This window comes from Acidiphilium sp. AL (assembly GCF_025499445.1).
Lineage (GTDB): Bacteria > Pseudomonadota > Alphaproteobacteria > Acetobacterales > Acetobacteraceae > Acidiphilium > Acidiphilium iwatense.
On record NZ_JAIMBZ010000004.1, the window covers coordinates 39,182 to 51,181 of the forward strand.

Consider the following 12,000-nt stretch of genomic DNA (forward strand, 5'->3'; position numbering starts at 1 on the left):
TGCCGTCACTCCGCTGCCGTCGCGAAGGCGCTTGCCTCGCGCGCGGCGCTCCGTTCGAGATAGGTGTGCATCGAGGCCGCCGCGTCGCGGCCATCCTTGATCGCCCAGACCACGAGGCTGGCGCCGCGCACGATGTCGCCCGCCGCGAACACGCCGGGCAGTGCGGTCATGAAGCTGCGCGGATCGATTTTCAGCGTGCCCCAGCGGCTGAGCCCGAGGTTCTTTTCGCCGAACGCGCCCGGCAGATCTTCCGGGTCGAATCCGAGCGCCTTGATGACCAGATCGGCCTCGACGGTGAAGGAGGAGCCGGCGATCGGCTCGACCGTCTGCCGCCCCGAGGCGTCGGCGAGGCCGAGATGCATCCTGACCGCGCGGACGGCGGTGACGCTGGTATCGCCGAGAAACGCCTCGGGTGCGGCGAGCCAGGTGAACTTGATGCCTTCATCCTCGGCATTGGACACTTCGCGCATCGAGCCGGGCATGTTGGCGCGGTCGCGGCGATAGAGGCAGGTGACCGAGGTGGCGTCCTGTCTTATCGCGGTGCGCACGCAATCCATCGCGGTATCGCCGCCACCGATCACCACCACGCGCTTGCCCGCGGCATTGAGCAGGCCGGAGTCGAAATCGGGAACCATATCGCCGAGCCCCTTGCGGTTGGAGGCGATCAGGTAATCGAGCGCGGGCACGATGCCGGCAAGGCCGGAACCGGGGGCGGCGATCTCGCGCGCCTTGTAGACGCCGGTTGCGATCAGCACCGCGTCGTGCCGGTCGCGCAGTTCGGTGAAGCTCAGCGCGCCGCCGATATCCTGGTTCAGGTGGAACGCGATGCCGCCATCCGCGAGCCAGGCACGGCGGCGTTCGACAATGGATTTCTCCAGCTTGAAGCCGGGAATCCCGTAGATCAGCAGGCCGCCGACCCGGTCGTGCCGGTCATAGACATGCACTGCATAACCCTGGCGGCGCAGCGCCTCGGCGGCGGCGAGGCCGGCCGGTCCCGCGCCGATAATGCCCACGGACCGGCCGCGTTCGCGGCGCGGGCGGATCGGTCTGACCCAGCCGTTGTCGAACGCGGTATCGGTGATGTAGCGCTCGATCGCGCCGATGGTGACGCTCTCGAAGCCTTTCTCGATGACGCAATTGCCCTCGCAGAGCCGATCCTGCGGGCAGATCCGGCCGCAGATTTCGGGGAAGGTGTTGGTCGCGGCGGAGATTTCGTAGGCTTCCTCCAGCCGTCCTTCGGAGGAGAGCTTCAGCCAGTCGGGGATGTTGTTGCCGAGCGGGCAATGAATTTGACAGAACGGAATGCCGCACTGGCTGCACCGGCTGGCCTGGGCGCGCGCGCCCTCCTGGTCGAATCCGCGATAGATTTCCGCGAAATCCGCGCGCCGTTCGCTCACCCCGCGCTTGGCCGGCGGACGCTGGGGAAGACGCACGAATTGCTGCATGTGCTCGGCCATTCGGCACAACTCCGTTTCCGTAACTGGGTTTCCGAAGCGTGTTTAGCCGAGCAAAAGGGACGATGCCAGCAATAATCCGCCTATAAGGCAGTTATTATGACCTTTTTTCGTGATTTTCTGCGTTGCGGAAATGTATGGGTGCCGAAATCCTGTAAAATAGGTCCGATTTGTTTCCTATCGTGTTTTCCCTACTCGCGCAGCCCGGCGGGACGATAGCGCCGCAGATAATCCGGCACGATCAGGCGGATCGGCGTGGGCGTAATGCCGAGCGATTGCAGCCCCGAAGCTCCCTCGGCCACCACATTGTCGCGGCGGAGCTGCAGGAGCTGATCGCGGGTCAGCATTTTGCCGGGCAAGCGCTCCAGCAAAGCTGCCTGAACGCCGGCGAGCCAGCGCGGGATCGTGACCAGCGTACGATGCTGGCGGGTTTCCCGGAGGATATCTTCGAGCAGGTCGCGGAAGCTGTGAATGTCCGGGCCGCCGAGCTCGAAAATCCGGCCGGCCGCGTCCGGCCGGCCGATCGCCGCCATCACCGCATCCGCGACATCGCCGACATAGACCGGCTGGAACCGCGTTTGTCCCTCGATCACCGGCAGGATCGGCGAGACCGTCGCCATCCGGGCGAATCGGTTGAAGAACTGGTCTTCCGGCCCGAACACGATGGAGGGGCGCAGGATGACGGCTTGCGGGAAAGCGGCGCGCACCGCAGCCTCGCCCATGCCCTTGCTGCTTGCATAAAGGCTCGGGCTCGCGGGGTCGGCGCCGATCGCCGAGATATGGACCAGCGAGCGCACGCCCCCTTCGTTGCCGTTCCAGCGATGCTGTGCATCGCTGGAACCTTTGGCAACTCCGCCCGAAGCCGCGAGCCGGGCCACGGTTTCGGCGCCCTGGCGATGCACCCGATCGAAATCGCCGCGCCGGTGCTCGGCGAGAATGCCGACCAGATTGACCACGCAATCGGCGCCGTCGATCGTGCGTTTCATCGCGGCTTCGTTGCCGAACGGCGCATAGAGCGGCACGATCTGGCCGACCCGGCCGAGCGGCCGCAGGAAGGCGCAGCTTTCGGGATCGCGCGTCGCGGCGCGCACGATATAGCCGCGATCAGCCAGATGTTTCACCACATAGCGGCCGATGAAGCCGGACGCGCCGAATACCGTTGCGATCATGCGGGGGTCCATGGTTGCTCCTGACACAGCATATGGTGAGGCTGGTTGCATGATTGCAGCGCTCAGGACAACCGCGCCCCTACATTGACGCACCGGCGCGGCTTCGCTACAGCCCTGGCCAGCGGGACGGGCCGGTTCGGCGCCGTTCATCGAAGCCCCCTTGCCCAGGTGGCGGAATGGTAGACGCGCAGGTTTCAGGTACCTGTGGCCGCAAGGCTGTGGAAGTTCGAGTCTTCTCCTGGGCACCAGGGTTTTTCCGAGACATGATGTTCGGTGTGATGAAACCATGAGCCAGACGCAATTCGCCGCCGGGGCGACCATCCATATCCATCGTCACGATCTGCCGGACGGTGTCGATTTCGGCGCGATGGCCGCGATCGATACCGAGACGATGGGGCTCGATCCGCGCCGCGACCGGCTCTGTCTGGTCCAGCTATCGGCGGGGGACGGGGTGGCGCATCTGGTGCAGATCATCCCCGAGACGCTGGGCGGACGCGGCGCCGATTGCCCGAACCTCAAGCGCCTGCTGACCGATCCTGCCGTGACCAAGCTGTTCCATTTCGCAAGATTTGATGTCGCGGCCCTGTGCCAGGGCCTGGGCGCCGTGACGGCGCCGGTGATCTGCACCAAAATCGCCTCGAAGCTGGTGCGCACCTATACCGACCGGCACGGGCTGAAGGATTTGTGCCGCGACCTGATCGGGGTGGAATTGTCTAAGCAGCAGCAGACCAGCGACTGGGGCGCCATTGATCTCAGCCCCGAGCAATGCGCCTATGCCGCATCGGACGTGCTGCATCTTCATGCGATCTGGGCGCGGCTCGATGCGCTGCTGAAGCGCGAAGGACGGCGCGATATCGCCCAGGGATGCTACGATTTCCTGCCGATGCGCGCCCGGCTCGACCTGCTCGGCTATGACGAGCCGGACATCTTCAGTCACTGATCTCTTGCCGCGCGATTACATTTGGTTGCGCCGAGTTGAGTTGACCCGGCGCGCCGCATCGTCTCATACAAAGATATGATGACCAGCCAGACCGTGCGCCGGACGGAGACGCGGAGCCGCGCCGACCGATCGCCCGGCGAAATCGCATCCGATGTGCCGGAACTGGAGATCGCCCGCGACGTGCTGATGACCGAGGCGGCGGCGCTGTCCGCGCTGGCGGATTCGCTCGGGGCGCCGTTCGCCGCCGCGATGGACGTGCTGCACGGCGTCGCCGGGCGGGTGGTGGTGACCGGCATGGGCAAATCCGGCCATGTCGCGCGCAAGATCGCCGCGACCCTGGCTTCGACCGGCACGCCGGCTCTGTTCGTGCATCCGGCGGAAGCGAGTCACGGCGACCTCGGCATGATCGTGCCGGGCGATGCGGTGCTCGCTTTGTCCAATGGCGGCGAGGCGGCGGAACTCGCGGCGATCGTCGCCCATGCGCGGCGCTTCGCGCTGAAGCTGATCGCGATCACCGCGCGGGCGGACAGCACGCTGGCGCGCGCCGCCGACCTGGTTCTGCTGCTGCCACCCGCCCCCGAGGCCGGGCCGATCGGCCTGGCGCCGACCACCAGCACGACGATGCAGATGGCGCTCGGCGATGCGCTGGCGGTGACGCTGATGATGCGCCGGCGGTTGACCGCCGCGGAATTCGGCCAGTTCCATCCGGGCGGCACGCTCGGCGCCCGGCTCAAGCGGGTGCGCGAACTGATGCATGAAGGTGACGCGGTGCCGCTCGCCGGGCCGGAGACCACGATGGACCGGGCGATTTTGCGGATCACCGAAAAGCATTTCGGCTGCCTCGGCGTCGTCGATGCCGAGCGGCGGCTGCTCGGGATCGTCACTGACGGCGATCTGCGCCGCGCCATGGCGCCCGAACTGCTGGGGCGGCGGGTCGATGCGGTGATGACAAGCGAGCCGCGGGTGATCGGGCCGGACGCGCTCGCCGAGGAGGCGCTGCACGATATGACCGCGCTGGTGCCGAAAGTGACCAGCCTGTTCGTGGTCGACGCGGAGCGGTGCGTGCTCGGCATCGTGCATATCCACGATCTCTTGCGCGCCGGTGTGGCATGAGGCGCGCATGACCCCGCCGAATCCGGCAGGCAAACCGGCCAAGGCGGCGGCGCTGCTGTCGATCGACGGCGTGTTCGCGACGCTCGCGCGGACCCGCGACGAGCAGCGTGCCCTGCTCGGCCGGCACCGGCGCACTGTATCGATCGCGAAATTCGTGCTGCCCGCACTGGCGGCGGTGCTGCTGGTTGCGCTGGCGGTGTTTCCGAACCTGCGCAGCGGGGCGAATTTCGGGCGCATCTCCTATAAGAAGCAGACCACGGCGCATAAGACCCCGCTGTCGCGCATGAGCGTCGCGCGCTATCGCGGGGTCGACGCGCAGGGCCAGAAATTCACCGTCACCGCGAAACACGCCTTGCAGATCAGCGAGAACCGGCTGAGCCTGACCCGGCCCAAGGGCGATATCATGCTGAATTCCGGCGCCTGGCTGATGCTGAATGCCAGAACCGGCCTGTATCACCAGAAAACCCAGATGCTCGGACTCGCCGGCAAGGTGACGCTGTATCGCGCCGACGGCACCACGCTCCGCACCCACCGCGCGGCGATCGATCTCAAGAACGACAGCGCAGCGGGCAGCGATCCGGTCTTCGCCTACGGGCCGTTCGGCAAATTGCGGTCGAAGGATGGGTTCGCCGTGCGGGACCGGGGCTCGAAAATCCTGTTCAAGGGCATTTCGCACCTGACCCTCGATCAGGTAAGCGCGCCGCCTTCCGGCACGGGCGGCACGCAGTGACGAAGCACTGCGATGTTATCCTGGGCCTGATCGTGCTGATCGCACCGATCGCCGCGTCCGCGCAGTCGCTCGGCTTCGGCGGCAATTCGGGCGGCACGCCGCAGCCGATCAACATCACCGCGAGCAACGGCATCGCCTGGAACCAGAATGCGCGCACCGTGACCGCAATGGGCAATGCGCAGGCGGTGCGCGGCAAGGTGACCATCACGGCGGATCAATTGATCGCGCATTATCAGCCGAAGCCGGGGCCAAAGCCGGCGGGCGGGGCGGCAGGGACGAAGCCGGCAGCGGCGCCGGATGCGCTTTCAAGCCTCGATTCCGGGGAATCGCAGATCACCCGGCTCGACGCGGTCGGACACGTGCATATTTTCACCAGGACCGACCAGGCCTTCGGCGACCTTGCCGTCTATCACATGGCGCTCGGCGAGCTAGTGCTGACCGGGCATGATCTGAAACTGATTACGCCGAACGATACGGTGACCGCGCGCGACCAGCTCCAGTACTGGTCGAAAGCGCGCAAGGCGGTGGCGATCGGCAATGCGCTGATCGTGGCCAAAGACCATCGCTCGATCGCGGCGGACCGGCTGACCGGATATTTCGTCCCCGGTGCTGCGCAAACGGCGACGCAGAGTTCGGCCAATGCGACGCCCGACCAGTCCGACAAATTGCGCAAGGTGGTCGCCGAGGGGCATGTGGTGGTGCGCACCGCGACCGATATCGCGACCGGCGACCATGGCATTTATCATCCGGCGACCGGCATCGCGATCCTGACCGGCAATGTGCATGTCACGCGCGGACCGAACGAACTGGCCGGGCAGAAAGCGCGGGTCAATACCAAGACCGGCCTCGCCACGCTGCTTTCGGCGCCGGGTCAGCGGGTCGAAGGGCTGGTGCTGCCCAATTCGGCGCCCCCCCCGAAGCAAGGTGCCGCGAAACCGCCGCAATCCGGGGCGAAACCCGCACCATGAAGGAAAAACTGCGCGTGCTGGATGGTGGGTTGCGGGACGGCGGATCGCCCAATGCGGGCCTCATCGCGCGCGGGCTGGGCAAGAGTTTCCGCAAGCGGCCGGTGGTGCGCAACGTCTCGGTCACGCTCCGGCGCGGCGAGGCGGTGGGGCTGCTCGGCCCGAACGGCGCGGGCAAGACGACCACGTTCTACATGATCGTCGGGCTGATCCAGCCGGATACCGGCTCGATCATGCTCGACGGCGCGGATATCTCGGCCCTGCCGATGTATCGCCGCGCGCGCCTCGGCATCGGCTATCTGCCGCAGGAAGCCAGCGTGTTCCGGGGCCTGACCGTCGAGCAGAACATCACGGCGGCGCTGGAGGTGGTCGAGGCCGATCGCGACCGGCGCGATGCGATGCTCGATGCGCTGCTCGCCGAATTCGGCATCGCCCATCTGCGCCGCACCCCGGCGCTGGCGCTGTCGGGCGGTGAGCGGCGGCGGGTGGAGATCGCGCGGGCTCTGGCGACCGGGCCGAGCTATATCCTGCTCGACGAGCCGCTGGCGGGGATCGACCCGATCGCGGTGGGCGAGATTCGCGATCTGGTGGCGCATTTGAAGGATCGCGGGCTCGGGGTGGTGATCACCGACCACAATGTGCGCGAGACGCTGGAAGTGATCGACCGCGCCTATATTCTGCACGACGGCCAGGTTCTGATGGAGGGCCCGCCCGAGGCAGTGGTCGCGCATCAGGATGTGCGGCGGGTCTATCTGGGCGAGCGGTTTATTTTGTAGGGTGGGTTTCGGGTTGTGGGCCAAGGCGGTTTTGAGCCGAAAGTGCACGATGCGCCCACATATGGATTGTTTCCGCCTCGCGAAGCTCGACGTCGCAATGACGGCTGCGCCGTTCGCGATTGTTCCGCCATTTTTCAGGGTTGCTTGCCTTGGGCGGGGCGATCGGCTAATCCGGGCCGCGCCGGCACCCCTGGAGGCCGGCTTTTTCCATTGGATCAGGAGCGACATATGGCCACATTCGAGACCATCACGGCCGAGGATCGCGCGCGGGCCGGCAAGGGGGTGGCGCGGGCGACACGGCGGGACGGCAAGGTGCCGGCGGTGATTTACGGCGCGAAGCAGGAACCCAGCCTGATCGCGCTCGACCCGCGAATCGTGCTGCGCGAACTCAAGCGCGGCGGCTGGCGCTCGCGGCTGTACGAAATCGATACCGGCAAGACCAAGACGCGCGCGCTGATGCGCGACGTGCAGTTCCACCCGGTAACCGATCGGCCCGAGCATGTCGATTTCCAGCGCCTCGCCGCCGGCGAGAAGGTGCGCGTCGCGGTGCAGGTGACCTTCCTGAACGAGGCGATCTCGGTCGGGCTGAAGCGCGGCGGGATGCTCAACGTGGTGCGCCACGCGGTCGAGGTACTGTGCGACCCCGACAGCATCCCCGATCATTTCGAGGCGGATCTCGGCCCGCTCGACATCAACGACAATATACGCTGGCATGATCTGAAAGGCACCGAAGGCGCGCGCCCGACCATCATCGACCGGGATTTCGTGGTCGCGACCGTGGCCGCGCCGACCGTGATCGCCGAGACGGCGCCGGAACCGGCCCAGGCCGCGACCGCGCCGGCACCGGCGAAAGGCGGCCCGGCCAAGGCTGCTGCTCCGGCCAAGCCTGCCGCGAAGAAGTAAAGCCTCGCCGTGAAGCTGTGGGTCGGCCTCGGCAATCCCGAACCGGGGATGGCGCGGAACCGGCACAATATCGGCTTCATGGCGATCGACGTGATCGCCGACCGCCACGGGTTCTCGCCCTGGCGGCGGCGCTTCAGCGGTGTGGCTGCGGAGGGCAGCATCGGCGGCGAGAAGATCATCGCGCTGAAGCCGGCGACCTACATGAACTGCTCCGGCAATGCGGTTCAACCGGCGGCAGCGTTTTTCAAGCTCGCACCGGACGCGATCACGGTGTTCCACGACGAGCTCGATCTGGTTCCCGGCAAGATCCGGGTCAAGCGCGGCGGCGGGGCGGCGGGACATAACGGGCTGCGCAGTATCGACCAGCGGCTTGGCGCGCAGGATTACTGGCGGGTGCGGCTCGGCATCGGCCATCCGGGCGACAAGGCGCGGGTGCATGGCCATGTGCTCGGCAATTTCACCAAGGACGACGAGGACTGGCTGATCGCGACCCTGGAAGCGGTGTCCGACGCGGCGGCGCTGCTCGCGCAGGACAAGCCGGAAGAGTTCATGACCAGGGTTGCGTTGCTGAACAATAACGGAGCGTAGAATGGGCTTCAACTGCGGCATCGTCGGCCTGCCGAATGTCGGCAAATCGACTTTGTTCAACGCGCTGACCGCGACCGTCGCGGCGCAGGCGGCGAATTACCCGTTCTGCACGATCGAGCCGAATATCGGCCGGGTCGCGGTGCCGGACGCGCGGCTGGAGACGCTGGCGAAGATCGGCAAGTCGGCGAAAATCGTGCCGACCAGCCTGGAATTCGTCGATATCGCCGGGCTGGTGCGCGGCGCTGCCAAGGGCGAAGGGCTGGGCAATCAATTTTTGGCCAATATCCGCGAAGTCGATGCGATCATCCACGTGCTGCGCTGCTTCGAGGATGACGACGTGACGCATGTGGAGGGCGGCATCGACCCGCTGCGCGATGCCGAGACGGTCGAAACCGAACTGATGCTGGCCGATCTGGAGAGCTTGCAGAAGCGAGTGCCGAATTTGCAGAAAAAGGCGCGCGGCAACGATCGCGCTGCGGCAGCGGAGCTTGCTTTGGTCGAGCCGATCCTGGCGGCATTGGAGGCAGGCCGGCCGGCACGGGCCGCGATCCCGAAAGGCGAGGACGAGGCAGTGCGGCGACTCAATCTGCTCACCGCGAAGCCGGTGCTTTACGTAAGCAATGTCGAGGAGGCTTCGGCGGCGAGCGGCAATGCCCAATCGGTAAGGGTTGCCGCGATGGCGGCGGCGCAGGGCGCGGCTCATGTGGTGGTTTCGGCGGCGATCGAAGCCGAGGTCGCGCAATTGCCGCCGGGCGAACGCGCCGAGTTTCTCGAAGGGCTGGGGCTGGCCGATTCCGGGCTCGACCGGGTGATCCGCGCGGGCTACGATTTGCTCGGGCTGATCACCTATTTCACCGTCGGGCCCAAGGAAACCCGTGCCTGGACGATCACGCGCGGCACCGCCGCACCGGCGGCGGCGGGAGTGATCCATGGCGATTTCGAGCGCGGCTTCATCGCCTGCGAAACCATCGCCTATGACGATTACGTCACGCTGGGCGGCGAGGCCGGCGCGCGTGACGCCGGCAAGCTGCGAATCGAGGGACGCGCCTATACCGTGCAGGATGGCGACGTTTTGTTGTTCCGCTTCAACGTTTGAGCAGACGGTCACTCGGGGCGGGTCATGACGATCCGCCGGGTCGCGGTCCTGCTGCCTTACCCGTTCGACCGTGCGTTCGACTATGCGGTGCCGGCGGGGATGGAGCTTGTGCCGGGTGCCATCGTGACGGTGCCGCTGGGCAAGCGGATGATGCCGGGCGCGGTGTGGGACGATGTGCCGGACGAAACCCTGCCGGACCGGCGGCTTAAACCGGTCGCCGGGATGTGCGACGCCCCTGCCCTGCCCGCGACGCTGCGCCGCTTCGTCGACTGGGTGGCGCAATACACCATGGCGCCGCGCGGCGAAGTGCTGGCGCTCGCGCTGAAATCCAACCTGCTGCAACGCCCGCCCGAGAGTTTCGGCTGGGCCGCCGGCACGCCGGGCGATCGGCGGATGACGGCTTCGCGCGGTAGGGTACTCGCGGCGCTGGCCGAACTCGACCGGCCGGACACCGTGGCGCTGGCGCAAGCCGCCGGGGTTTCGGCGGGCGTGGTGCGCGCGATGGCCGATGCCGGGTTTCTCGTGCCGGCCCGGCGCGGCGCGGCAACGCCGGCTCCAGATCCCGATCATGCCGCGCCAAACCTGTCCCCGGAGCAGGCAGAGGCCGCCACAGTGCTGCGAAACAGCGTCGCCGCGCGGCGCTTCGGCGTGACCCTGCTGGAAGGCGTGACCGGCTCGGGCAAGACCGAGGTGTATCTGGAAGCGGTTGCCGAGGCGTTGCGGCAAGACCGGCAGGCGCTGGTTCTGCTGCCGGAAATCGCCCTCTCGGCCCAGTTCACCACACGATTCGCGGCGCGGTTCGGCGCGGCACCGACGCTGTGGCATTCCGGCCTGACGCCGTCGGTCCGGCGGGCGAATTTTCACGCCGTGGCGCGCGGCGCGAGCCGGCTGGTGGTCGGCGCGCGTTCTGCCCTGTTCCTGCCTTTCGCCGATCTCGGGGTCGTCGTCGTCGATGAGGAGCACGAATCCGCCTATAAGCAGGAGGACGGCGTGGCCTATCACGCGCGCGACATGGCGGTGGTGCGCGCGCGGCTGGCCGATGCGGCGGCGATCCTGGCTTCCGCCACGCCGAGCCTGGAATCGGCGGTGAACGCGGACTCCGGGCGCTATGCGCATATCACTCTCGCGGCGCGGCATGGCGGCGCGGCATTGCCGGCGATCGCGGCGATCGACCTTCGCGCATTCCCGCCGCCGCGCGGAAAATTCCTCTCCCCTGTGCTGACCGACGCCCTGGCCGCGACCCTGGCGGGGGGCGGTCAGGCGATGCTGTTCCTGAACCGGCGCGGCTATGCGCCGCTGACCCTGTGCCGCGCCTGCGGACACCGGATCACCTGCCCGAACTGCACCGCGTGGCTGGTGGCGCACCGCGCGCCGGCGGGCCTGCTGTGCCATCATTGCGGCCATACCGAGGCCTTGCCGGAAACCTGCCCATCCTGCGGCGCCGCCGAGAGCATGGCGCCGATCGGGCCTGGGGTGGAGCGGATCGCCGAGGAAGCCGCTGAATTGTTCCCCGATATGCGGCGCATCGTGATGGCGAGCGATGCGATCGCTTCGCCCGATGACGCGGCGGCGGCGGCGCGCGCCATTGTCGACCGCGAGGTCGATCTGATCATCGGCACCCAGATGATCGCGAAAGGCTGGCATTTCCCCGATCTGGCGCTGGTGGGCGTGGTCGATGCCGATCTCGGTCTCTCCGGCGGCGATCTGCGCGCCGCCGAACGCAGTGCGCAATTGCTGCATCAGGTGGCCGGGCGCGCCGGGCGCGCGGGAGTGCCGGGACGCGTGCTGCTGCAGAGCTTCGCGCCGGATCATCCGGTGATGCGCACGCTGATCGACGGCGATCTCGCGCAATTTCGCCGCGCCGAAGCCGCGCTGCGCGCCCCCGGCCATTGGCCGCCGTTCGGCCGGCTCGCCGCGCTGATCGTGAGCGCCGCCGATTCCGGGATCGCCGATACGGCCGCGAGCGCCCTCGCCCGCGCCGCGCCGCCGCCGGACGAGGCGCTGGTGCTCGGCCCGGCACCCGCCCCGTTCGCGCTGCTGCGCGGGCGGCACCGGCGCCGCCTGCTGCTGCGCACGCCGCGCAATGTCGCGGTGCAGCCGATCCTGCGCGCGTGGCTCGAACGGGCCGATGTGCCGCGCGCGGCCCGTGTTGATATCGATATCGATCCGGTCTCATTCCTGTGAATGCATGTGTTGCGCGGGCATGGGGGCTATGCTAGTCGCCGCACGCCGGCCGAAAGGGCGGACGGATAGCCGCGCCTGTGAT

11 protein-coding genes and 1 tRNA gene are annotated in these 12,000 nt (G+C 67.4%); 10 read left to right on the forward strand and 2 right to left on the reverse strand.

Going from position 1 to position 12,000, the window contains the following annotated elements:
* Positions 1–5: 5 nt before the first annotated feature.
* Positions 6–1,457, reverse strand: a complete 1,452-nt coding sequence (locus AiwAL_RS04205) for an NAD(P)-dependent oxidoreductase (protein WP_235702964.1) — start codon at positions 1,455–1,457, stop codon at positions 6–8.
* Between the two features lie 188 nt (positions 1,458–1,645).
* Positions 1,646–2,635 carry a complex I NDUFA9 subunit family protein gene (locus AiwAL_RS04210; RefSeq protein WP_235702965.1) on the reverse strand — a complete coding sequence of 330 codons (990 nt, stop codon included), beginning with the start codon at positions 2,633–2,635 and terminating at the stop codon, positions 1,646–1,648.
* A gap of 150 nt (positions 2,636–2,785) precedes the next feature.
* On the opposite strand from AiwAL_RS04210, the gene AiwAL_RS04215 reads away from it, so the two are divergent.
* The 10 genes from AiwAL_RS04215 (at position 2,786) to AiwAL_RS04260 (ending at position 11,918) form a co-directional block, all read left to right on the forward strand.
* A tRNA-Leu gene (locus tag AiwAL_RS04215) sits at positions 2,786–2,871 on the forward strand.
* A gap of 38 nt (positions 2,872–2,909) precedes the next feature.
* A complete protein-coding gene (locus AiwAL_RS04220; protein ID WP_235702966.1) occupies positions 2,910–3,563 on the forward strand; it encodes a ribonuclease D in 654 nt (217 codons plus the stop codon).
* A gap of 78 nt (positions 3,564–3,641) precedes the next feature.
* Positions 3,642–4,676, forward strand: coding sequence for an SIS domain-containing protein (locus tag AiwAL_RS04225; protein WP_262312238.1), 1,035 nt, complete (start codon positions 3,642–3,644; stop codon positions 4,674–4,676).
* Between the two features lie 7 nt (positions 4,677–4,683).
* Entirely contained in the window at positions 4,684–5,406 is a 723-nt protein-coding gene (lptC, locus tag AiwAL_RS04230) for an LPS export ABC transporter periplasmic protein LptC (RefSeq protein ID WP_235702968.1), read from the forward strand.
* Positions 5,403–6,374, forward strand: a complete 972-nt coding sequence (locus tag AiwAL_RS04235; RefSeq protein ID WP_235702969.1) for an LptA/OstA family protein — start codon at positions 5,403–5,405, stop codon at positions 6,372–6,374. The genes lptC and AiwAL_RS04235 overlap by 4 nt, the downstream gene beginning before the upstream one ends.
* Complete coding sequence (gene lptB, locus AiwAL_RS04240; protein WP_235702970.1) at positions 6,371–7,147, forward strand: LPS export ABC transporter ATP-binding protein; 777 nt, start codon at positions 6,371–6,373, stop codon at positions 7,145–7,147. The genes AiwAL_RS04235 and lptB overlap by 4 nt, the downstream gene beginning before the upstream one ends.
* A gap of 228 nt (positions 7,148–7,375) precedes the next feature.
* Positions 7,376–8,050 (forward strand): 50S ribosomal protein L25/general stress protein Ctc, encoded by a 675-nt coding sequence (locus tag AiwAL_RS04245; protein WP_235702971.1) that lies wholly within the window; start codon positions 7,376–7,378, stop codon positions 8,048–8,050.
* A gap of 9 nt (positions 8,051–8,059) precedes the next feature.
* On the forward strand, positions 8,060–8,638 hold the full coding sequence (pth, locus tag AiwAL_RS04250; protein WP_235702972.1) for an aminoacyl-tRNA hydrolase: 579 nt from the start codon (positions 8,060–8,062) through the stop codon (positions 8,636–8,638).
* Position 8,639: 1 nt separating this feature from the next.
* Positions 8,640–9,734 carry a redox-regulated ATPase YchF gene (gene ychF, locus AiwAL_RS04255; RefSeq protein ID WP_235702973.1) on the forward strand — a complete coding sequence of 365 codons (1,095 nt, stop codon included), beginning with the start codon at positions 8,640–8,642 and terminating at the stop codon, positions 9,732–9,734.
* A 24-nt stretch (positions 9,735–9,758) separates the two neighbouring features.
* Complete coding sequence (locus AiwAL_RS04260) at positions 9,759–11,918, forward strand: primosomal protein N' (RefSeq protein WP_262312181.1); 2,160 nt, start codon at positions 9,759–9,761, stop codon at positions 11,916–11,918.
* Positions 11,919–12,000: the final 82 nt, after the last annotated feature.

Bases quoted from the DNA above. Each gene is read 5' to 3' on its own strand.
- AiwAL_RS04205 (WP_235702964.1), bottom strand. From the start codon at position 1,457: ATGGCCGAGCACATGCAGCAATTCGTGCGTCTTCCCCAGCGTCCGCCG.
- AiwAL_RS04210 (WP_235702965.1), bottom strand. From the start codon at position 2,635: ATGGACCCCCGCATGATCGCAACGGTATTCGGCGCGTCCGGCTTCATC.
- AiwAL_RS04220 (WP_235702966.1), top strand. From the start codon at position 2,910: ATGAGCCAGACGCAATTCGCCGCCGGGGCGACCATCCATATCCATCGT.
- AiwAL_RS04225 (WP_262312238.1), top strand. From the start codon at position 3,642: ATGACCAGCCAGACCGTGCGCCGGACGGAGACGCGGAGCCGCGCCGAC.
- lptC (WP_235702968.1), top strand. From the start codon at position 4,684: ATGACCCCGCCGAATCCGGCAGGCAAACCGGCCAAGGCGGCGGCGCTG.
- lptB (WP_235702970.1), top strand. From the start codon at position 6,371: ATGAAGGAAAAACTGCGCGTGCTGGATGGTGGGTTGCGGGACGGCGGA.
- AiwAL_RS04245 (WP_235702971.1), top strand. From the start codon at position 7,376: ATGGCCACATTCGAGACCATCACGGCCGAGGATCGCGCGCGGGCCGGC.
- ychF (WP_235702973.1), top strand. From the start codon at position 8,640: ATGGGCTTCAACTGCGGCATCGTCGGCCTGCCGAATGTCGGCAAATCG.
- AiwAL_RS04260 (WP_262312181.1), top strand. From the start codon at position 9,759: ATGACGATCCGCCGGGTCGCGGTCCTGCTGCCTTACCCGTTCGACCGT.